Below are 19,144 nucleotides of genomic sequence, written 5' to 3'. Positions count from 1 at the left end.
CGTGTCGTTCTGGCTCGCGGGCATGCGGATCACCCCGGCCCGTCTGAACAAGTACCAGTCGATCGTGAAGGACACCACGGCCGGCCGCACCACCACCTCCACCACCTACGGCAACCTGAGCGGTGGGGCGCTCGCCACGTCGGTGATCGTGCCCGCCTCGGGCGCGGTCGACATCACGATCCGCGCGACCGGCCGCAACCCCACGAACAACGGCATCACGAGCTATTTGGCCGTCGGCTCGTCGTCCGGCACCGTGTACTCGCCGTCGGACGCCGAGGGCGTGATCGTCGCGGCGACCGGCTCCAACCAGCCCCAGATGATCCGCGACATGCTCACCGGCCTCGTCCCCGGCGAGACCCTCACGGTCACGACCCAGCATCGCGTCAACACGGCGAGCACGGCCACGTACGACTACCGCTGCATCATCCTCGAAGGTCTCGGCTAACCCCCCGATCGGAGCACCATGCCCTTCGTCGTTCCCCGCTACGAGTCCATGCAGTACAACGGCACCAACGGCCAGGACATCGTCGACTGGCTGAACGGCTCGGCCGACCTCGCCAGCGACGACGGAACCCAGCTCGTCCTCCTCTACTGCGGGTCCCCCCGCGCGGTCGCGGTCGGCAACTGGGTCGTGGCCGGCGGCTCTGGCGCGTATCGCGGCTTCCACGCCGAGATGACGAACGAGCTCTACCAGGCCCTCTGGCGCGAGATACCCGCCTGACCTCGCTCTCCCTGTCTGCCCCGCGCCGCTATGGCCGGGGCCTTTCTCATGTCTGGAGGTCGCCATGGCGATCATCCGGCGCCCGCAGTGGGGCGCCCCCGCGACCAGCCCTGCCGACTACATCGGCTCCACCCGCGGCGTGAAGGTGCACTACCTCGGCACCGAGTACACCTCGCGCCCGCATGCCGAGTGCGCGGCGTACGTACGACAGATCCGCGCCTCCCACCTCGCGAACGTCAAGGAGAAGTACGTCGACATCGCGTACAACTACCTCGTCTGCGAGCACGGCGACGTCTACGAGGGCCGTGGCGTGCACCGCCGGACCGGCGCCAACGGCACCGCCACCCTCAACCGGCAGGACTACGCGGTCTGCGCGCTCCTCGGCAACAAGGGCCTGGTCAAGCCCACCGACGCCATGCTGCACGGCCTCCGCGACGCGATCGAGCACCTCCGCGACCACGGCCGGGCCGGCACGTGGATCGGCGGCCACCGCGACGGGCACCCGACCTCCTGCCCCGGTGACGCCCTGTACGACTGGGTCAAGCGTGGCGCCCCGCGGCCCAAGGCCGCGACGCCTCCTCCGAAGCCAGCGCCTGGGCCCGGCCCGAAGCCGGTCGTGGACCTGTCGAAGCTGGTGGCCGCCGCCAAGGCCGACCCGCCGAAGCGGGGCACGCCGGTCTCCTACTACGGCGTGAAGACCGTCGAGACCGCCCTGGTGGCCGAGGGCCTGCTCGCCCGGGACGTCGCCGACGGGCACTTCGGCACCGCCACCGTCGCGGCGTACGCGGCGTGGCAGCGGCGCTGTGGCTACAAGGGCGCGGACGCCGACGGCATCCCCGGCGCCGAATCCCTGAAGAAGCTGGCCGCGAAGCGCGGCTTCACCATCACCCCCTGAACGGAGCCCCTCATGTCTCGTCTCATCCTCGACACCATCGAGCGCACGGTCGGCACCTACGCCGTCGCCTTCCTCGGCCTGCTCCTCGCCGACGGCTTCGACCTCACCAGCCTCGGCGCCGTGAAGGCCGCCGCGATCGCCGCGATCCCCGCGGGCCTGTCCGTGCTGAAGGCTGCGGTGGGCACGTGGGTGGGTGACCAGTCCACCGTCGGCTGGGTGCCCAGGCAGCGCCCGTGACGCCGGCGGAGTCCACGCAGGTGGCGGTCGAGCTGGAGCGGCTGCGTGGCGCGCTGGAGGCCGGCTTCGCTCGCGTCGACGGCTCCCTCGCGCTCCTAGTGCAGCGCTCCGACCAGACCGATCGCGCGCTCGACGAGCAGAGCTCGGAGCTGAAGGGCCTGGAGAAGCGGGTGGACGCCCTGGAGGCGGACGCGAAGGCCACGGCCACGCATGGGGACCGGCTGTCGGCGGTGGAGAAGGTCGCCTGGTCGGCGGTCGGTGTCGGTGCGGTGGCGGCGCCGGCGTGCGGCTGGTTGTTCAGCGTGCTGGTGAAGTGAAGACGCCCCCTCCCGCGCTACGGCGCGGGAGGGGGCGTTTTCGTGCGTTCTCGATCACACGAGAAGGGCCTTGCCCTCTACGCTGGCAGGTGTCGAGTCTGACCAGAGAAGGGGCAAGGCCGTGTCACCTGATGCTACCCCGGACCCGTACGCCAACCCGATGGCTTTCGGGCAGCGCATGCAGATCCTCCGCCAGCGCCGCGGCATGACCCGCGAAGTCCTCGCCGGCCTCCTGGGCATGTCCGAGGCGTGGGTGAAGGACCTCGAGCGGGGCCGCACCCAGGCGCCCGGCCTCGAGACCGTCTACCGAATCGCCGAGGCCCTCCGCGTGCGTGACCTCGCAGACCTCACAGGACGCCCCGACATGCACGTCGACCTCTTCACCGGCCCCGGCCACCCCCGCCTCGCCGCCGTCCGCGCGGCCGTCGACTCCTTCGGCCTCACCACGACGCAGCGGGCGCCGTCCCCGGAGCACATTGCCGCGCGCCTCGCTCGAGCGTGGAAGGCCCGGCATTCCGCCCCGAATCACCGTGAGGTCATCGGCGCCTTGCTGCCGGACCTGATCCGGGATGCGCAGTTGGCGGTGAAGCAGGCCGAGGCGCCGGCCGAGTGGCGTGCGGCGCAGGCCGTCCTCGCCGAGGTGTACAGCCTCAGCCAGTTCTTCCTCGCGTACCAGCCGGACGCAAGTCTGCTGTGGCGTGTGGCCGAGCGGAGCATGGTCGCCGCGCAGCAGTCCGACGACCCGCACACGATCGGCGTCTCCGCCTGGCTCCTCGCCCAGGCGCACCGGGACTCCGGCCCGTCCCACTACGACGCTGCCGACGCGGTCAACCTCGAGGCGCTCGCCTACCTCGAGCCGATACTGCCCGACGCCACCGACGACGTCCTCGCCATCACCGGCGCCCTCACCTTCGAAGCTGGCTACACCGCGGCCCGCCGCGGCGACACCGCCGACGCATGGCGATATTGGGACACGGCCCAGTTGATGGCCGCGCGCCTGCCCGAGACGTACTACCACCCGGTCACGTCCTTCTCGCAGGCCATCATGGGCGCTCACGCCGTCACTGTGGCGGTGGAGCTGCACTCCGGCCGCGAGTCGGTGCGGCAGGCCGCTCGAGCGGACGCGGACACGATTCCGTCCCGGCCGCGGCGGGCCCGGCACCGTATTGAGCAGGCCCGCGGCTATCAGCTCGACGGGCAGCCGGACGTCGCGATCGCGACGCTGGCCCAGGCGTACGAGGCGGCGCCGGAGACGATCCGCTACAACGGGTACGCCCGCGCCATCATCCTCGAGGAGACCGAATCCCGGGTCGCCGGCCGCCGGCGCCGCGCGTCCGAACTCGCCGCTCGAGTCGGTCTGCTGGCCGCCTGAACGAAGGGGGGAGATTTCCCCCCTCTGACCCCTTGCACCGCCCCTACCGTCGTTGATGCCGCAGTCACGACGACGGTAGGGAGCGGGCATGGACGAGCAGCCGCAGCACGACAGACCACCCGAGCACACGATCGAGGTGCCGCTCGGCCCGCTGGTTCTCCAGGTCGCGGACGTTGTCGAGGACCACATCGCCGAGGCCGCCCGCCTGGACATCGCCCGCGCGCGGAGCACGGTCCTGACCCTGCCCGGCGCCGAGGCCCTGGCCAAGCTGACCGACCGGCTGATTCAGCACTGCATCACGCTGGCCCCCTTCATCGAACGCATCCCCGCCGACCAGCGGCCCGAGCGCGGCTCCGAGGCCCTGAAGACGTGGGCCCGGCTCCGAGACCAGGGCCCGGCGGACGAGCCGCTCGGAAACCACTCCTACGCCCGGCTCCTTGCCTACGCCGCCCGGGACATGCTGGACGCGCTCGGCGAGCGCCGCAGCGCACAGCGGGCCCGGTTCGTCGGCCGCACCGAGCTCCCGCCGGTTCGGACAGATGCCCCGTGAGCGACTTTCAGCGGCAGGCCCTGTACTGCCTCGCTGTCGCCGCGGTCCTGGCGTACCTCGCCTTCGGCATCACCCACTGACTCCCGCCCGTGGGCGGGTTCATGCACCATCGGACATCCATCAGGAGGACCCTATGGCCTGCAAGAACGGACCGACGAAGCCGCCGCCGCCCAACCACGCTGGCGTCGTAGCCCCCGTCAACCCGCGAGCCCTGCTCAGCGACAGCCAGTTCAACGACGTCCGCGCAACGATCCTCGACAACAACCCCGGCATGGAACCCGGCATGGCCAGCCGGATCCTGGAGCAGGCCCTCGCGTTCCTCGCCACGGCCGCCACCCAGCCGGGCACCGGCCTGGTGCCGTCCCGCGTGGTCGACGAGGGCTGGCACGCCCTCATCCTCCACACCAGCCTGTACTACAACCTGTGCAGCGCGCTCGGTGGCGGGTTCCTCCACCACACCCCCGAGCGCCCCGACCCCGCGCGCCGCAGCGAGGCCAGCATCCGCCGCACGATCACCGCGATGGAGGCCGCCGGGTACGAGGTCGACATGGACCTGTGGCGCGGCCCGGAGGACTCGCTGGTGCCGGTGGCGGCGTCGTGCCAGCACTCGGACGACTCCGGGCCGATCGTCCTCATCCCGAAGAAGCCCAAGTAGCCGTGCCCGTAGGCTGCCGGTCAGGAAGGAGGCCCACATGACCGAGTGGATCGACCCGCGGTACGCGGAGCTGGTCGCCGCCATGCGGCGCGCGCAGTGTCCGCCGCAGGATCCTGACCGGAGCGGGCCCAGGCCGGCGCGGGGCTTCGTAGTCCCGAAGCCGCCGGCCTGAGCAAGTAGCCCCGGCTGGCCGCCCCCCGGCCGGGGCTACCGCACCAGCTCGGCGAGCGGTACGCCGATCGCGTCGGCGATGAGTACGAGGTCGCTGAAGCGGGGGTCTCGTTCCCCACGCTCGTAGCGCTGGATGCTGCGCCGCTCCATGCCGATGCGATCGGCAACCTGATCTTGCGAGAGGCCGGCGGTTCGGCGGGCTTCGGCAAGGCGCTCACCGAGGACCCTGCGGCGTTCGAGGACTGATTCAGGCAGGGGTGTTCGTCGCGCTGGCACCTCGCCAACGGTGAGTCGCAGACGATCTTGGGTCAGTACCCAAACGGTCGCTTCTTGAGTAGAGTCCGCTTCGGTATACCAACCGGAGGGACTGCCTCCCCATAGCTCCCACTGTCCGTGCATCTTCGGCGAGACACGGGCAGCGGGAACGAGGGCCCGGCCAGGTGCTCCTGGCCGGGCCCTCACTTCGTCAAGTCGCCAGCCCCGACCCACTTGTTTTGCACGTTCTGTCGAGGAAGAGCACGCCGCGGTGGGCGAGGGAGACGGCGCCGGGGCGGGGCAGTCCGTTGCCGCCGCCGACGAGGGACTGCATGGTGGCGGAGTGGTGGGGCGCGCAGTAGGGAGGGCGGTGGACGAGGGGTTCGCCGGGCGGGAGGATGCCGGCGACGGAGTGGACGGCGGTGACTTCGAGGGATTCCTGGCGGGTGAGGGGCGGGAGGATGCCGGGGAGTCGTTCGGCGAGCATGGTCTTGCCGGCGCCGGGTGGGCCGGAGAGCAGCAGGTGGTGGCTGCCGGCGGCGGCGATCTCCAGGGCGCGGCGGGCGGTGTGCTGTCCGGCGACGTCGGCGAGGTCGGGTCCGTCGGCGGGGTCGGCGGCGAGTCCGGTGCCGACGCCGGCGCCGGGGACGAGGAGGCCGGCGAGCATGGGGTCGGGGCGGCCTTCCTCGCGGGGTTCTTCCTCGGGGACGGGTTCGTCGGCGAGGACGGCGATGAGTTGGCGGAGGCTGCGGACGCCGAGGACGGAGATGCCGGGGACGAGGGCGGCTTCGCCGGCGGTCTGTTCGGGGACGACGACCTGGCGGTATCCGGCGTCGGCGGCGGCGAGGACGGCGGGCAGGACGCCTCGGACGGGGCGGACGCGGCCGTCGAGGCCGAGTTCGCCGATGAGGACGAGGTCGGCGATGGTGCGGGGGTCGATGCGTTCGGCGGCGCCGAGTACGGCGGCGGCGACGGCCAGGTCGAATCCGCTGCCGCCCTTGGGGACGGAGGCGGGGCTGAGGCCGACGGTGAGTTTCTTCTGGGGCCATTCGGCGTCGGAGTTGACGATGGCGGCGCGGACGCGGTCGCGGCTCTCGGTGAGGCTCTTGTCGGGGAGTCCGACCAGGGTGAAGGCGGCGACTCCGGCTTCGAGGTCGGCCTGGACCTCGACGACGACGCCTTCGACGCCGACGAGGGCGACGGAGCAGGTGCGGGCGAATCCCATCACGCCACCCCCTGGGCATGGGTGACGACGGGGGCGCCGCGGCGGGGCAGGACGACGCCGACGAGGTCGATGCGGACGCCGCCGGCGGGTGGGCCGCCGTGCCGGGCGAGCCAGCAGGCGGCGAGGTGCCGCAGCCGCTCGGCCTTGCGTGGGGTGACGGCGGCCATGGGGTGCTCGAAGGGGCCCTCGCGGCGGGTCTTGACCTCGCAGACGACGAGGGTGTCGCCGTCGCGGGCGACGATGTCGATCTCTCCGGTGCGGCCGCACCGCCAGTTCCTGGCGAGGATGTGCAGTCCGGTCGCGGTGAGCCGGCGGGCGGCGAGCTCTTCTCCGTACCGCCCGAGGGCTCCGCGTGCGGTGGTCGGGACTGTCGCCGCTGTCGCGTCTGCCGTGGCGGTCGGGTCTGTGGTTGCTGTCGTGGCTGTCGTGGCTGTCGGGTCGTTCATTCGGTACCACCTCCGGTACCGAATGTGACAGGCGACTACGCTGCGTGTGCGGGGCTGTGGACGAGTGGTCCGCTGTGGAAAACCGCGTCACCCTTCCGGGTGGTTTGCGGCAGCGGGCTCAGCTACCCGGAAGCTCCAGATCGCTCTTGTTGAGCTCCTCGATATTCACGTCCTTGAACGTGAGGACACGGACCTGCTTCACGAAGCGGGCGGGCCGGTACATGTCCCAGACCCAGGCGTCGGCCATGGAGACCTCGAAGAAGACCTCGCCCTGAACCGAGTGCACCTGCATCTCGTAGTCGTTGGTGAGGTAGAAGCGCCGCTCGGTCTCGATCACGTATTTGAACAGCCCGACGACATCGCGGTACTCCCGGTAGAGCTTCAGCTCCATCTCGGTCTCGTACTTCTCGAGGTCCTCGGCGCTCATGGCATGTTCCCCTTCAGCCGTGCGTCCCCCTATTGTGCGCCAGTCGCCCGGGCCCCTAAACGATTTCCGGGGCCAGAACGAGCGGCGTGCTCGGAGGTCCTTCGTCGAGCAGCGTGCGGAGCAGCTCGGCGAGTCTGTTGGGGTACACCGTCTCACGGGCCGCCGACAGTTCGGCGGAGGTCCACCATCTCAGCCCCGCGACGCTGCGGCTCTCCAGTTCGGTGAGGCCCGCGGGAGCGGTGGCGGTCTGGGTGGTGCGGGCCAGGTAGTACCACTCGTCCTGGTCCCAGCGGCGCCCGTCGAAGGGGAACGAGCAGTAGCGCTGCCACAGCACCGGCCCGAGCTCGACGTCGGTGATGCCGGTCTCCTCGGCGAGCTCGCGGAGCGCGGCCTCCTCGCGGGTCTCCTCCCCCTCCAGGCCGCCGCCGGGTGTGAACCACCAGGTCTGGGCGGGGTCGTCGGGCTCGTAACCGTGGAGGAGCAGGACGCGGTCGTCGGGGTCGAGCAGGACGACCCGCGCCACCCGCCGCGGGGCCGGGGCCTCGCCCTCCGTGCCGACCGCGACCAGCGCCGCCGCACGGTCCGGACGGTCCTCGCGGACCTCACGCCCCTCGCCGCCGGCAACCGCCTCGCGCGCCTCGTGCGTCTCGTACGCCTCATTCGCCTCGCTCATGCGCCCACCTTGCCCCCGCCCGTCCCCGTGGTCGTCGCCGCGGGCCTCTTCCGGCCGAGCGCCCGGGCCAGCGGCCCGTACGCCGCTCCGGCCAGGATCAGTACACACCCGGCGGCGATCGCGTAGAAGAGGGGCCCGATCGGGCCGGGGTGCGAGACGCCGCCGGGCAGTGCGGCGAACGGCGCGGGCCGCTCCAGGACTCCCTTGGCGGGCCAGGCGACGGCGTCCACGCGGGCGACGACCGCAGAGCGCGGCACCGTGCCCTGTCCGGCCTCCTGGAGGTGGGCGCGGGAGTCCATCGAGGTGTGCCGCTCGTCGCCGAGCAGGAAGAGCTTCCCGTCGGGCACGGTGACGGAGAACTTCTGCCCGGAGGCGGGCTTGCCGGCCGGCAGATACGGTTCTTCGACCGGCTTGCCGTCGAGGGTGAGACGGCCGTCGGCGTCGCAGCAGGCGACGGTGTCGCCGCCGACGGCGACGACCCGCTTGACCATGGTCACGTCGCCCCACAGCGGGTCCTCGAAGACGACGATGTCGCCGCGCTTCACCTCGGCGCCGTCGACGCGCTGGGCGAGGACCTTGGAGCCGACGTCGAGGGTCGGTGTCATCGAGTCGGTGGGCACGGAGAACGGCTGGTAGAGCACGGCGCCGACGACGAAGCCGCCGAGGAAGAGCACACAGCCGACGGCCACGACCAGCCCCGACAGAACGCTGCCGAGGCGGCCGTGGCCGCCTTTCGTACGGGGTGTGACACTCGTGCCGACGCTCATGGGCACCTCACCTCGGAGGACGGGTGGATCGGGAGATCCGCGGGCCGTCCGTGCGACGGTCCGGGACGGCACCCTACCCGCGGGTCCCTACTGCGCGGTACGGGCGACCGTGACCGTCTCGCGAGCGGTGCGCCGCCTCCGTCGCCACAGCACCAGCGGAAGAGCTGCGGCGAATCCGGCGGCGCCGGGGGCGACGGCCAGCGCCTGGCTGAGGCCGGGCTGGTCGAAGGTGTCCGGAACCGGCAGGGTGGCCCAGCGGGTCACCGGCCAGGCGATGACGACGGCGCGGCCGACGACCTCGTCCTCGGCGACGGTGCCGCCGCCCGGGAGCTCCATGTGGAAGCGCGAGTCGAGCGAGTTCTGCCGGTTGTCGCCCATGACCCAGATGCGGCCGTCGGGGACCTTGACCGGGCCGAAGGGCGGGTCGCAGGGCACCGAGCCGGGGTGGAGGTAGGCGCTCTCGTCCAGCTCCTTGCCGTTGACGACGACCTTGCCGCCCTCCTTGCAGGAGACGGTGTCGCCGCCGACCGCGATGACCCGCTTGATCAGGTCCTTCTCCTCCGCGGACGGCATCAGGCCGATGAAGCTGAGGACCTTCTGCAGCACGTTGGGCTCGGGCGCCTTGCTCTCCTCCAGCCAGCCGCCCGGGTCGTGGAAGACGACGACCTCGCCGCGCTGCGGCTCGGAGCCGAACCACGGGGTCAGCTTGTCGACGAGGACCCGGTCGCCGCGCTGCAGCGTGTTCATCATCGAGTCGGAGGGGATGGAGAACGCCTGCACCAGGAAGGTCTTGATCAGCAGCGCCAGGACGAGCGCGATGCCGATGAGGAGGGGCAGTTCCTTCCAGAAGGAACGCTGCGGGCGCGGCTCTCGGCCGTCCCGCCCGGTGGTGTCCTCACCACCGTCCCCGTCCCCGTCCCCGCCGGCCGCTGTGCCGCCGGCCGTGCCGGAACCCGCCTCGAAGCCCTGGCCCTGGTCGGGGCCCTGGCCCGGGCGCTGGTCGGAGCGCGGATCGGGGTCGGGGTCCGGACGGCTCGGGGAGTCATCCGTCATGGCCACCGCCGGTGCGGGCCGCTCGGGCCTCTTCTCGGGCTCGCCGTGTCCGGACCGTGCGCCGACGGCCAAATCCCCCACATCCACTCCTCAATCCGTGCGCTCGCCCGTCCCAGAACAGGGACAGGCCCATCACTCCCATAACGAGCAGAAGTTCCGCAGGGGTCGGGAGTCGGGGCAATCCGTTCATGTTCCGCTGGGACACACTATGCGACACACCCCGTGCCTCGGCCGCGTGCACCGCGCCCGCGCCGCCGTCCGGCACGGACGCGAAGGTCGACCGCTCCTCCAGGCGCCGCCAGTGATCCACCGGCCAGGCGATGACGACGGCCCGCCCCACCACCTGGTCCTCGGCGACGGTGCCGTGGTGCTTCTCGTCGAGGTGGAACCGCGAGTCGGCCGAGTCGGACCGGTGGTCGCCGAGGACGAAGATCCGTCCCTGCGGCACCTTCACCTCGAAGGGGATGGTCGACGGCTCGTTCCCGGGGTGCAGATACGGTTCGTCCAGCGGTACGCCGTTGACGGTGAGCCTGCCGTCCTTGCCGCAGCACTTCACGGTGTCCCCGCCGACCGCCACCACGCGCTTGATCAGGTCCCGCTCGTCGGCCGAGGGCAGCAGACCGATGAAGGTCAGGGCCTGCTTGAGCTGCTTGACGCCCACCGGGTCGTCGGCGGACGGCTCGGCCTCCTCCTGGAGCCAGTTGCCCGGGTCCTTGAAGACGACGACGTCACCGCGCTGCGGGGTGGCCCCGAACCAGGGCGTCAGCTTGTCGACGAGCACCCGGTCGTCGATCCGGATGGTCTGCTCCATCGAGCCCGACGGGATGACGAACGCCTGCACCAGGAAGGTCTTCAGGACCAGGGCGATGAGGACGGCGACGGTGAGGAGGAGGGGGATCTCCGTGACGGCGGAGCGCCGACGGCGCCGCTTGACCCTGCGGGCGAGCCTGCGCCGTTCGGCCCGCCCCGGCGGCGTGCGGCCCTCGTCGTCCGGCCGGTGCTCGCCGCCCCGCCGGCCCGCGGGGGCCTTGCCCCGCCTACCCATGGCCGCCGTGACCGCCGTGACCGCCATGGCCGCCGGTCGACCGTTCCGGTACGGCGTCGAAGGCGTCGGTGGCGGGGACGGTGGACCAGCGGTCGACGGGCCAGCCGATCCAGTCGGCGCGCCCGATGACCTTGTCGACCGGCACCATGCCGCCGCCGGGCCGGCCGAGGTGGTCGCGGGAGTCGCTGGACTGGCTGCGGTGGTCGCCCATCACCCATAGGGTGCCGTCCGGCACGACGATGTCGAAGGGCACGTCCGAGGGCCGGTCGCCCAGCAGCACGTACGTCTCGGGCACGGGCACGCCGTTGACGGTGATGCGGCCGTCCTTGTCGCAGCAGATCACGCGGTCGCCGCCGGTGCCGACGACCCGCTTGACGAAGTCGGTCTCGTCGGGCTCGGCGAGGCCGAGGGCCGCCGCGGCGCCGCGCAGCAGGCCGGTGACGGGGTTGCCCTCGGGCTGTTCCTGGACGAAGGACCCGGTGCCGTCGAAGACGACGACGTCACCGCGGTGCGGCTCGTCGCCGAAACGGTACGCCAACTTGTTGACCAGGATCCGGTCCCCGACCCGGAGGGTGGGCTCCATGGAGCCGCTCGGGATCAGGAAGGGCTGGAGCACGAAGTGGCTGAACAGCAGCAGGAAGACCATGCAGGCGCCGCCGATGAGACCCGTACGGCGCCAGGTGAGGGCCCCGGAGGACGCGGCGTCACCGTCGTCCCCCTCGCTGCCATCGCCGCCTCGCCCGGCGTCGGCGGCGGCGGCGTCCGTGGCCTCATCCGCCTCCGGGCCCGCGGCCATGCCCGCGGCCGTGCCCGCGTTCGGCCCGGAAACGCGCGCGGAGCGCGACCGCTCCTCCTCGTCGGAGGAGCGATCGCGCTCCGTGTGCTGTGCTTCGGTGTCCATCGGGGGCAGAGCCTATCCCGCCACCCTGTGGGCCGGAGCTCAGTTGTCGCGCTTCTCCTTGATCTTGGCAGCCTTGCCGCGCAGCTCACGCAGGTAGTAGAGCTTGGCGCGACGGACGTCACCGCGGGAGACGAGCTCGATCTTCTCGAAGATCGGGCTGTTCACCGGGAAGGTGCGCTCGACGCCGACGGAGAAGGAGACCTTGCGGACCGTGAAGGTCTCGGAGACGCCCGAGCCCTGACGGCGGATGACGACACCCTTGAACTGCTGGATACGGGAGCGGTTGCCCTCGATGACGCGAACGTGGACGTTCACGGTGTCGCCGGGGCGGAAGGCCGGGACGTCGGAGCGCAGCGAACCGGCGTTGACCTGGTCGAGCAGGGAGGCCATGGAGGTCTCTTTCCTCGCTGATGCCACAGGTCATCAGCGGAACGTACGAATGGTGGGTGAGCGCCGTCCGTCTTGGCGGGCGTCGTCCCCCCTGTGGCAGGGGCGCGCGCCGGACGTACGACAGCGGCCTATTCTTCCACGCTCTCCGGCCTGCGCCAAAATCGGCCACCGGGCTCGGGGGCCCAGCCCAGCATGGAGAGGATCTCCCGGTCCTTCTTGTCGAACGCGGCGGGGTCGCAGCGCTCGATGAGGTCGGGGCGGTTGGCGGCGGTGCGCCGGAACGCCTCGTCCCGCCGCCAGCGCGCGATCTTCCCGTGGTGTCCGCTGAGGAGGACGTTGGGGATGGTGCGGCCGCGCCACTCGGGCGGCTTGGTGTAGACGGGGCCTTCGAGGAGGTTGGCCATGGCGCCGGGAGCGAAGGAGTCGTCCCGGTGCGACTCGGCGTTGCCGAGGACGCCGGGCAGGAGGCGGGCGACGGCCTCGGTGACGACGAGGACGGCGGCCTCTCCCCCGGCCAGGACGTAGTCGCCGATGGAGACCTCGTAGACCGGCATCCGGGTGGCGTACTCGTCCATGACGCGCCGGTCGATGCCCTCGTAGCGGGCGGGGGTGAAGACCAGCCAGGGCCGCTCGGAGAGCTCGACGGCCAGCTCCTGGGTGAAGGGGCGGCCGCTGGGGGTGGGGACGACGAGGGCCGGGCCGTGGGCGCCGGCCTCGTAGCCGTCGGCGAGGACCTGGTCGAGCGCGTCGCCCCAGGGCTCGGTCTTCATGACCATGCCGGGTCCGCCGCCGTACGGGGTGTCGTCGACGGTGTTGTGCCGGTCGTAGGTCCAGTCGCGCAGGTCGTGGACGTGGACGTCGAGGCGTCCGCGGGCGCGGGCCTTGCCGACGAGCGAGACGTTCAGCGGTTCGAGGTACTCGGGGAAGATCGTGACGACGTCGAGGCGCATCAGGGGACGTCCTTCTGGACGTCGTCCTCGCCGTCGGCATCCCCGGCAGCGGCGGGCTCGGAAGCCTCGGCGCCGGCGTCGCGCGCGGAGGCGACGACGGCCTCGCTGTCGTCGATCAGGCCCGGCGGCGGGGCGATGACGGCGCGCTGGTTCTCCAGGTCGATCTCGGTGACGATCTCCGAGACGAACGGGATCATCACCTCGGAGCCGTCGGGCCGCTCCACGATGAAGAGGTCCTGGGACGGCAGGTGGGAGATCTCGGAGATCACGCCGATCTCGGTGCCGTCGGCGAGGACGACGTCGAGGTCCACGAGCTGGTGGTCGTAGTACTCGTCCTCCTCCTCGGGCAGCTCGTCGGGGTCGACGTCGGCGATGAGGAGGGTGTTGCGCAGGGCCTCGGCGGCGGTGCGGTCCTTGACGCCCTCGAAGCGGAGCAGCAGCCGGCCGCTGTGCACCCGGCCGGTCTCGATGGTGAGCGGCCCGGCGGAGGCCGGGTCGGTGTGCAGGACGGCGCCGGGTCCGAGTCGCAGCTCGGGCTCGTCGGTCCGCACCTCGACGGTGACCTCGCCCTTGATGCCGTGGGCGCGGCCGATCCGTGCGACTACCAACTGCACTGGTGATCTCTCCTGTCGTACGGCAACGGGCCGGGGTGGGCGGTCAGCCCTCCCCGGCCCGTGCCGGTGTCAAACTTCAGCGGACCTGGTCCACGTCGACGAGGTCGACACGGATGCCACGACCGCCGATGGCGCCCACGACGGTCCGCAGCGCACGCGCGGTGCGACCGTTACGGCCGATCACCTTGCCGAGGTCGTCCGGGTGGACCCGGACCTCGAGTACGCGACCGCGGCGCAGGTTGCGCGAGGCGACCTGCACGTCGTCGGGGTTGTCGACGATGCCCTTCACGAGGTGCTCGAGAGCCTCCTCGAGCATGGTCAGGCCTCGGTCGACTCGGTGGACTCGGCCTCAGCGGCCTCGTCCGACTTCTTGTCGGCCTTCTTGGCCTTCGGGGTGATGGCCTCACCCTTGGTGTCGTCACCCTCGAGCGCCTTGGCGAACTCGTCGAAGGTGGCGCGCTTGGCTTCCTTGGTCGCCGGGGCGAGCAGGGGCTTCTCCGGGGCGGGGAGGCCCTTGTGCTTCTGCCAGTCGCCGGTGAGCTTCAGGATGGCGAGAACCGGCTCGGTCGGCTGGGCGCCGACGGACAGCCAGTACTGCGCACGCTCGGAGTCGACCTCGATCTTCGACGGGTTGTACGTCGGGTGGTAGAGGCCGATCTCCTCGATCGCACGACCGTCCCGGCGGGTGCGGGAGTCGGCGACGACGATGCGGTAGTGCGGCTGGCGGATCTTGCCGAGGCGCTTGAGCTTGATCTTGACTGCCACTGGAGTGGTGTCTCCTGGTCTTGACGTGGTTGGGCACTTGAGATGCCACGTGGGGTTGCGGTACTCGGGTGCCCGATGGACGCGTCAGTCGGAGGAGAGAGGGGTCCTGTGCGACTGTCGAGTACAGCTAGCCATTGTGCCACACGCCGCGCGGTCAGCTCGCGGCGCCCACCGTCTCCGGGATGCGGAACGGCTTGCCGCAGCCGCCGCAGACGATCGGTGCCTGGGCCAGCACGGAGGGGACCACGCGGACGTTGCGCCCGCAGTCGCAGACGGCCTTGACCCGCACGCCGCCGCCCGAGGAGCCGTGCCGGGCGGCCGGTCCGCGGAAGGAGCGCTTGGTGTCGGCGGCGGTCGCGACCGTGTGCGCCTTGAGGGCGCGCTGGAGCCGCTCGATGGTGGGGCGGTAGCGCCGCCGGGCCTCCGCGTTGAGGGTGACCAGGGAGAAGCCGCTGCTGGCGTGCGGCTCCTCGGGATGGTCCAGGCCCAGCTCCTCGGCGATCGCCAGGAATCTGCGGTTGTGGTAGCGGCCGGCGCGCGAGGTGTCCCGCACTCCTCGGGCGGCGGCGATGCCGTGGACTGCCTCGTGGAGCAGTCGCTCGAAGGAGAGTTCGGCGCCGCAGGCGGACGAGGACTCTCCGATCAGGGACTCGGGCGCGGCAAGGTCCGGCAGCTCGGGGTGGTGCCGCTGAATGTCGGCCCACGCCTGTGCCAGCTCTGCGGCGAGAACAGGTGGTGTCGTGCTCACGTCGGGTACAACGAGCCGGATCCCTTCCGGGTTCCATTCCGGGGCAACTCAAATATTTTGCACGTACCCGTCAGTCGGTACGGATGCGACCGGAGGTGGTGCGTAGCGGCGCATACGCCCCGGCGTGCGGGTGACTCACGCGCGCCGGGACGGCGGTGGAACGGACAGTACCGGGTGTCTGCCCGAACTCGGGCACCGGCCCCCTTCTCCGGCCGGATATCGACGGAGCGGGAGCGGCCCCGGCGGCTCCGGCGCGAATCGGCCCGGAGTCGTCCGGCCCGAGCACTGGACGGGCGCGCGGATGCGCAGTTCCCTGGCTACGGGGGGTTGTCGTCCAGGCACGGATTGGGGCGCTTTCCATGACACCTACGCTCGTCCCGTACCACCCCGCGCGCGACTGGGCCGAGATCCAGGAACGCATGCTCGTGCCGCTCTACGAGGCGGTGTACGACCGGCTCGGCGTGGGCGCCGGGTCACGGGTGCTCGGCCTCGGCTGCGGCTCCGGCCTCGCGCTGCTGATGGCGGCGGGGCGGGGCGCGCGGGTGGCCGGCGTCGACCGGGACCACGCGCGCGTGGCGCTGGCCCGCGAGCGGCTGCCGGAGGCGGTGCTGGGCACCGGCACGACGCATGTGCCGGAGCACGGCCCATACGACGTGATCACGGCCTTCCACGGGACGGCCGCGCTCGACTCGGAGCCGGCCCTCCTCACCCGATCGGCTCAGCGGGGCGCGGCGATCGTGCTGGCCGGCTGGGGACCGCCGGAGCGGTGTGCGACGACGTCCGTGCTGCGGGTCGCGGCCCGCCTGACGGGCTGGGGCCCGGCGCCGCGCGAAGACCTGGACGGCGCCGTCCTCGCCGCGGGCCTGCGCCCCGACGGCTCTGGCCGGGTGGCGTGCCCCTTCGGCTACGCGAACCCGGGCAGCGCGGTGCGGGGCCTGCTCTCCACCGGCGAGTTCGACGCGGCCGTCCGCGCCACGGACCCCGACCAGGTGGAGAAGGAGCTCCTGGAGGCCCTGGAACCGTACGTCCGCCCCGACGGCACGGTGTGGATGCCGAACGTCTTCCGCTACGTCATCGCCCGGGTGCCGTAACCGGGGCGGCCCGGCAGTCCGCCGCGGCCGGGCTCCACGCACGGCGTCGGGGTTGCCGGGGTGGGCGCCCGCGCGCCCGATGACCCGGACCTGACCTGCCGTGGGCCGGCGGGCGAGTTGCCTGCGAGGCGCCTCCGCGGGCCCGGCGGGGCCGAGCCCCACGCACGGCGTCGGGGTTGCCCGGATGGACACCCCGCGCGCCTGGCGGCCCGGCCCCGGCCCGGATGCCGCGGACCGGCGGGCGGGGTGCCCCGAGGCGCGCGCCTGACGGCCCGGACCCGAACCGGATGCCGTGGCGGGCGGGGTGCCCCCGGGGCGCCCGGCGCCGTGGGCTCCGGCGACCGGCTGTCGACTGGGCCCGCTGCCGAGCGCCGATGGCGCCGGCCTGCGGCCGGGCCCGGCTGCCGTCGTCCCGACAGGGGCTCCGCGACGCGGGACGGCCGTTCCCGCGACGCGCGCCGCAGCAGCAGGCCGGCGGCCGGCAACGACAGCCGGCCACCACCGCGCTCCGGTCCCACGACGGCCGGCCCTTCACTGCGGGACGGGCCCCTGCGGGCCCCGATGCCCGGCCGACGGCTACGCCCTCGCGCCGGGCGCCGTAGGCCCATCGGCCTCGGGCCCCGCAGGCGCAGGCCCGCCGGCACCGGGCGCCGCAGGCCCGCCCGCCCCCGGACCCGCAGCCGTCGGCCCACCTGCCCCCGATCCCCCACGCACCGGCCCGCCCGCCCCCGGACCCTCATCCGCAGGGCCATCCGGCCCCGCCCCCGACCCTCCACCCCGCTCCTCACCCTCGCGTGGGAGGCCCGCCGCGCGGTAGGCGGCGGCTTCTTCGAGGGTTTCGTTTTCCAGGAGGGCTGCCGCGAGGGCGTCGAGGCGGGGGCGGTGGGTGCGGAGTTGGTGGAGGGCGCTGGCGTAGCACTCCTCGACGATGCGGCGCATCTCGTGGTCGACGGCGTCGAGGGTGGCGGGCGCGGCCGAGAGGCCGTACGCCTGCTGGGCGTCGGAGGGGATCGCGGTCAGGCGGCCGACGCGTTCGCTCATGCCCCAGCGGCCCGCCATGCCGCGGGCGATGTTCGTGACCTGTTCCAGGTCGCTCTCGGCGCCGGTGGTGACGACGCCGAAGACGACCTCCTCGGCCGCCATGCCGCCGAGCGCCCCGATGATGCGGCCGCGCAGGTACTCCTCGGTGTAGGCGTACTTGTCGGATTCCGGGGTGGAGAGCGTGACGCCGAGGGCCCGGCCGCGCGGCACAATGGTGATCTTGCGGACGGGGTCGGCGCCGGGCTGGAGCATGCCGAGCAGGGCGTGGCCGCTCTCGTGGTACGCGGTGCGCCGCCGTTCCTCGGGCGGCATGACCAGGGGTCGTTCGGCGCCGAGTTGCACCTTCTCCAACGCGTCGGAGATGTCGGACCGGGTGACCGCCTTCTGCCGGCGCTTCACGGCGAGGAGGGCGGCCTCGTTGGCGAGGTTGGCGAGTTCGGCACCGGTCATGCCGGGCGTGGTCTTGGCGACGTGTCCGAGGTCGACGTCCTCGGCGAGGGGGATCCCGCGCGTGTGGATGCGCAGGATGGCTTCGCGGCCGCCGCGGTCGGGCGGGTTGACGTGCACGATCCGGTCGAAGCGGCCGGGCCGGGTGAGGGCGGGGTCGAGGACGTCCGCCCGGTTGGTGGCGGCGAGGACGATGACGCCCTCGGAGCCGGTGAAGCCGTCCATCTCGGTGAGGATCTGGTTCAGGGTCTGCTCGCGCTCGTCGTGGCCGCCCATGCCGGCGCCGGCTCCGCGGGCCCGCCCGATGGTGTCGATCTCGTCGATGAAGATGATCGCGGGGGCGACCTTGCGCGCCTCGGCGAACAGCTCGCGCACGCGTGAGGCGCCCACGCCGACGATCATCTCGATGAACTCGGAGGCCGAGGCGGAGAAGAACGGCACGCCCGCCTCCCCCGCCACCGCCCGGGCGAGCAGCGTCTTGCCCGTTCCGGGCGGGCCGGCGAGCAGCACGCCGCGCGGCATCTTGGCGCCGAGTTCGCGGTAGGCGCCGGGGTTCTTCAGGAAGTCGACGACGTCGTTGAGCTCGCCCTCGACCTCGTCGATGCCGGCGACGTCCTCGAAGGTGGTGCGCTTGCCGCTCTCCAGCTCGACCGGCTTGGGCGGGGCCTTGCGGCCCAGCATCCCGCCGGCTCCGCCCATGCCGGCGCTCATCCGGCGGGCGATGAACACCCACAGCAGGACGAGCAGCAGCATCGGGGCGAGGGAGAGCAGCAGGTTGGACAGGAAGCTGCGTTCCTGGACCACCGGCTCGGCGGTGACGACGACCTTCTGCTTGGTCAGCTCGGCCCACAGGTCGTCGTCGGCGAAGGCGGGCCGCTGGGTGGTGAACTTGGTGTAGTCGCCCTCGCCGTCGGGGACGGGCTGCTTGTTCTTGAGCTGGCCCTGGATGGCGTCGCCCTTGGAGTAGATCTTGGTGACGTTGCCGGCGGCGACCTGTCTGTCGAACTCGGTGTACGAGATCGTCGGCCCGTCGCCCTCGTTGAAGAACGACAGGACGAGGTTGGTGATGAGGTAGACGGCGAGCGCGGCGAGGATGAGACCGCCCCAGCCGCCGGGCATCTTCTTCTTCGCCGGCGTGGGCGGCGGCGCCCCTTCCGAGCGCCAGGGCTGGTCGGTCCGGTCGCGCGGGGGTACGGGGTTGGCCACGGGTTCTCCTCGGGGTGGCAATGGCCCCAGTATCGAAGAACCTCACATTCCCGGCATTACGGATGGGCCGACCGTACGAAAAGGGGCCCGCGGCGGTTTCGTACCGCCCCGGGCCCCTCCGCGTACCGGCTGCCGACGGGTCGGCCCTCGGTCCGCCCATCCGTCAGCTCATCCGTCAGCTC

General features: G+C 72.2%; 25 protein-coding genes and 1 pseudogene. 10 read left to right on the top strand and 16 right to left on the bottom strand.

Features of this window, described 5'->3' with window-relative positions; all coding sequences use genetic code 11:
* The first annotated feature begins 1 nt into the window (after position 1).
* The 9 genes from ABZ135_RS22015 (at position 2) to ABZ135_RS21975 (ending at position 4,919) form a co-directional block, all read left to right on the top strand.
* Positions 2 to 445, top strand: a complete 444-nt coding sequence (locus ABZ135_RS22015; RefSeq protein WP_356697909.1) for a hypothetical protein — start codon at positions 2 to 4, stop codon at positions 443 to 445.
* 18 nt (positions 446 to 463) lie between these two features.
* Positions 464 to 721 (top strand): hypothetical protein, encoded by a 258-nt coding sequence (locus tag ABZ135_RS22010; protein WP_356697908.1) that lies wholly within the window; start codon positions 464 to 466, stop codon positions 719 to 721.
* A gap of 64 nt (positions 722 to 785) precedes the next feature.
* The gene (locus tag ABZ135_RS22005; RefSeq protein WP_356697907.1) at positions 786 to 1,616 is read left to right on the top strand and encodes an N-acetylmuramoyl-L-alanine amidase; all 831 of its coding nucleotides are present in this window, start codon (positions 786 to 788) and stop codon (positions 1,614 to 1,616) included.
* A 12-nt stretch (positions 1,617 to 1,628) separates the two neighbouring features.
* On the top strand, positions 1,629 to 1,853 hold the full coding sequence (locus tag ABZ135_RS22000; protein WP_356697906.1) for a holin: 225 nt from the start codon (positions 1,629 to 1,631) through the stop codon (positions 1,851 to 1,853).
* Positions 1,850 to 2,170, top strand: a complete 321-nt coding sequence (locus ABZ135_RS21995) for a hypothetical protein (RefSeq protein ID WP_356697905.1) — start codon at positions 1,850 to 1,852, stop codon at positions 2,168 to 2,170. Before ABZ135_RS22000 ends, ABZ135_RS21995 begins: the two co-directional genes overlap by 4 nt.
* Before the next feature lie 121 nt (positions 2,171 to 2,291).
* Positions 2,292 to 3,542, top strand: coding sequence for a helix-turn-helix domain-containing protein (locus ABZ135_RS21990; protein ID WP_356697904.1), 1,251 nt, complete (start codon positions 2,292 to 2,294; stop codon positions 3,540 to 3,542).
* Between the two features lie 88 nt (positions 3,543 to 3,630).
* Complete coding sequence (locus ABZ135_RS21985) at positions 3,631 to 4,092, top strand: DUF6415 family natural product biosynthesis protein (RefSeq protein ID WP_356697903.1); 462 nt, start codon at positions 3,631 to 3,633, stop codon at positions 4,090 to 4,092.
* Between the two features lie 133 nt (positions 4,093 to 4,225).
* The gene (locus ABZ135_RS21980; protein ID WP_356697902.1) at positions 4,226 to 4,747 is read left to right on the top strand and encodes a hypothetical protein; all 522 of its coding nucleotides are present in this window, start codon (positions 4,226 to 4,228) and stop codon (positions 4,745 to 4,747) included.
* A 37-nt stretch (positions 4,748 to 4,784) separates the two neighbouring features.
* Positions 4,785 to 4,919 carry a hypothetical protein gene (locus tag ABZ135_RS21975; protein ID WP_356697901.1) on the top strand — a complete coding sequence of 45 codons (135 nt, stop codon included), beginning with the start codon at positions 4,785 to 4,787 and terminating at the stop codon, positions 4,917 to 4,919.
* Between the two features lie 35 nt (positions 4,920 to 4,954).
* Here the strand turns inward: ABZ135_RS21975 and ABZ135_RS21970 are convergent, their stop codons facing one another.
* The 15 genes and pseudogenes from ABZ135_RS21970 to ABZ135_RS21900 all read right to left on the bottom strand — a co-directional run bounded on the left by ABZ135_RS21970 (position 4,955) and on the right by ABZ135_RS21900 (position 15,177).
* The gene (locus ABZ135_RS21970) at positions 4,955 to 5,317 is read right to left on the bottom strand and encodes a helix-turn-helix transcriptional regulator (RefSeq protein ID WP_356697900.1); all 363 of its coding nucleotides are present in this window, start codon (positions 5,315 to 5,317) and stop codon (positions 4,955 to 4,957) included.
* 106 nt (positions 5,318 to 5,423) lie between these two features.
* Positions 5,424 to 6,398 (bottom strand): annotated as a pseudogene (locus ABZ135_RS21965) (ATP-binding protein); the annotation flags it as partial.
* The gene (locus ABZ135_RS21960; protein WP_356697899.1) at positions 6,398 to 6,844 is read right to left on the bottom strand and encodes a YraN family protein; all 447 of its coding nucleotides are present in this window, start codon (positions 6,842 to 6,844) and stop codon (positions 6,398 to 6,400) included. The pseudogene ABZ135_RS21965 and the gene ABZ135_RS21960, both read right to left, overlap by 1 nt.
* A 118-nt stretch (positions 6,845 to 6,962) precedes the next feature.
* Complete coding sequence (locus tag ABZ135_RS21955; RefSeq protein WP_005311352.1) at positions 6,963 to 7,271, bottom strand: DUF2469 domain-containing protein; 309 nt, start codon at positions 7,269 to 7,271, stop codon at positions 6,963 to 6,965.
* 55 nt (positions 7,272 to 7,326) lie between these two features.
* Complete coding sequence (locus ABZ135_RS21950) at positions 7,327 to 7,839, bottom strand: NUDIX hydrolase (RefSeq protein ID WP_356697942.1); 513 nt, start codon at positions 7,837 to 7,839, stop codon at positions 7,327 to 7,329.
* Between the two features lie 101 nt (positions 7,840 to 7,940).
* Positions 7,941 to 8,711 (bottom strand): signal peptidase I, encoded by a 771-nt coding sequence (gene lepB, locus ABZ135_RS21945; RefSeq protein ID WP_356697898.1) that lies wholly within the window; start codon positions 8,709 to 8,711, stop codon positions 7,941 to 7,943.
* Positions 8,712 to 8,798: 87 nt separating this feature from the next.
* Positions 8,799 to 9,845 carry a signal peptidase I gene (gene lepB / locus ABZ135_RS21940; RefSeq protein WP_356697897.1) on the bottom strand — a complete coding sequence of 349 codons (1,047 nt, stop codon included), beginning with the start codon at positions 9,843 to 9,845 and terminating at the stop codon, positions 8,799 to 8,801.
* On the bottom strand, positions 9,754 to 10,809 hold the full coding sequence (gene lepB / locus ABZ135_RS21935) for a signal peptidase I (protein ID WP_356697941.1): 1,056 nt from the start codon (positions 10,807 to 10,809) through the stop codon (positions 9,754 to 9,756). Before lepB (ABZ135_RS21935) ends, lepB (ABZ135_RS21940) begins: the two co-directional genes overlap by 92 nt.
* On the bottom strand, positions 10,802 to 11,710 hold the full coding sequence (gene lepB / locus ABZ135_RS21930) for a signal peptidase I (protein WP_356697896.1): 909 nt from the start codon (positions 11,708 to 11,710) through the stop codon (positions 10,802 to 10,804). Before lepB (ABZ135_RS21930) ends, lepB (ABZ135_RS21935) begins: the two co-directional genes overlap by 8 nt.
* A gap of 39 nt (positions 11,711 to 11,749) precedes the next feature.
* Entirely contained in the window at positions 11,750 to 12,100 is a 351-nt protein-coding gene (rplS, locus tag ABZ135_RS21925) for a 50S ribosomal protein L19 (RefSeq protein ID WP_356697895.1), read from the bottom strand.
* A 128-nt stretch (positions 12,101 to 12,228) separates the two neighbouring features.
* Complete coding sequence (gene trmD / locus ABZ135_RS21920) at positions 12,229 to 13,050, bottom strand: tRNA (guanosine(37)-N1)-methyltransferase TrmD (RefSeq protein WP_356697894.1); 822 nt, start codon at positions 13,048 to 13,050, stop codon at positions 12,229 to 12,231.
* Positions 13,050 to 13,664, bottom strand: coding sequence for a ribosome maturation factor RimM (rimM, locus tag ABZ135_RS21915; RefSeq protein WP_356697893.1), 615 nt, complete (start codon positions 13,662 to 13,664; stop codon positions 13,050 to 13,052). The genes trmD and rimM overlap by 1 nt, the downstream gene beginning before the upstream one ends.
* A gap of 76 nt (positions 13,665 to 13,740) precedes the next feature.
* Positions 13,741 to 13,980 (bottom strand): RNA-binding protein, encoded by a 240-nt coding sequence (locus ABZ135_RS21910; protein WP_005311361.1) that lies wholly within the window; start codon positions 13,978 to 13,980, stop codon positions 13,741 to 13,743.
* A 2-nt stretch (positions 13,981 to 13,982) separates the two neighbouring features.
* Positions 13,983 to 14,429, bottom strand: coding sequence for a 30S ribosomal protein S16 (rpsP, locus tag ABZ135_RS21905; protein ID WP_356697892.1), 447 nt, complete (start codon positions 14,427 to 14,429; stop codon positions 13,983 to 13,985).
* 154 nt (positions 14,430 to 14,583) lie between these two features.
* Positions 14,584 to 15,177: a hypothetical protein gene (locus ABZ135_RS21900; protein ID WP_345485364.1), complete on the bottom strand. Its 594-nt coding sequence runs from the start codon at positions 15,175 to 15,177 to the stop codon at positions 14,584 to 14,586.
* A gap of 359 nt (positions 15,178 to 15,536) precedes the next feature.
* Here ABZ135_RS21900 and ABZ135_RS21895 point away from each other — a divergent pair, with 359 nt between their 5' ends.
* Positions 15,537 to 16,268: a methyltransferase domain-containing protein gene (locus tag ABZ135_RS21895; RefSeq protein ID WP_356697891.1), complete on the top strand. Its 732-nt coding sequence runs from the start codon at positions 15,537 to 15,539 to the stop codon at positions 16,266 to 16,268.
* A gap of 576 nt (positions 16,269 to 16,844) precedes the next feature.
* Here the strand turns inward: ABZ135_RS21895 and ftsH are convergent.
* Positions 16,845 to 18,962, bottom strand: a complete 2,118-nt coding sequence (ftsH, locus tag ABZ135_RS21890; protein ID WP_356697890.1) for an ATP-dependent zinc metalloprotease FtsH — start codon at positions 18,960 to 18,962, stop codon at positions 16,845 to 16,847.
* Positions 18,963 to 19,144: the final 182 nt, after the last annotated feature.

The organism is Streptomyces sp. NPDC006339 (assembly GCF_040612775.1).
In the GTDB taxonomy this organism is placed as follows: Bacteria; Actinomycetota; Actinomycetes; order Streptomycetales; family Streptomycetaceae; genus Streptomyces.
Note: the sequence above shows the minus strand (reverse complement) of the source record. Positions and strands in the feature narration are given on the sequence as shown.

Coding starts and splice junctions, on each gene's coding strand:
- lepB (WP_356697896.1), bottom strand. CDS start 11,710: ATGGACACCGAAGCACAGCACACGGAGCGCGATCGCTCCTCCGACGAG.
- lepB (WP_356697941.1), bottom strand. CDS start 10,809: ATGGGTAGGCGGGGCAAGGCCCCCGCGGGCCGGCGGGGCGGCGAGCAC.
- lepB (WP_356697898.1), bottom strand. CDS start 8,711: ATGAGCGTCGGCACGAGTGTCACACCCCGTACGAAAGGCGGCCACGGC.
- ABZ135_RS21985 (WP_356697903.1), top strand. CDS start 3,631: ATGGACGAGCAGCCGCAGCACGACAGACCACCCGAGCACACGATCGAG.
- ABZ135_RS21960 (WP_356697899.1), bottom strand. CDS start 6,844: ATGAACGACCCGACAGCCACGACAGCCACGACAGCAACCACAGACCCG.
- ABZ135_RS21955 (WP_005311352.1), bottom strand. CDS start 7,271: ATGAGCGCCGAGGACCTCGAGAAGTACGAGACCGAGATGGAGCTGAAG.
- ABZ135_RS21980 (WP_356697902.1), top strand. CDS start 4,226: ATGGCCTGCAAGAACGGACCGACGAAGCCGCCGCCGCCCAACCACGCT.
- rplS (WP_356697895.1), bottom strand. CDS start 12,100: ATGGCCTCCCTGCTCGACCAGGTCAACGCCGGTTCGCTGCGCTCCGAC.
- ABZ135_RS21910 (WP_005311361.1), bottom strand. CDS start 13,980: ATGCTCGAGGAGGCTCTCGAGCACCTCGTGAAGGGCATCGTCGACAAC.
- ABZ135_RS22010 (WP_356697908.1), top strand. CDS start 464: ATGCCCTTCGTCGTTCCCCGCTACGAGTCCATGCAGTACAACGGCACC.
- ABZ135_RS21970 (WP_356697900.1), bottom strand. CDS start 5,317: ATGCACGGACAGTGGGAGCTATGGGGAGGCAGTCCCTCCGGTTGGTAT.
- ABZ135_RS22005 (WP_356697907.1), top strand. CDS start 786: ATGGCGATCATCCGGCGCCCGCAGTGGGGCGCCCCCGCGACCAGCCCT.
- ABZ135_RS21975 (WP_356697901.1), top strand. CDS start 4,785: ATGACCGAGTGGATCGACCCGCGGTACGCGGAGCTGGTCGCCGCCATG.
- ABZ135_RS22000 (WP_356697906.1), top strand. CDS start 1,629: ATGTCTCGTCTCATCCTCGACACCATCGAGCGCACGGTCGGCACCTAC.
- trmD (WP_356697894.1), bottom strand. CDS start 13,050: ATGCGCCTCGACGTCGTCACGATCTTCCCCGAGTACCTCGAACCGCTG.
- ABZ135_RS21895 (WP_356697891.1), top strand. CDS start 15,537: ATGACACCTACGCTCGTCCCGTACCACCCCGCGCGCGACTGGGCCGAG.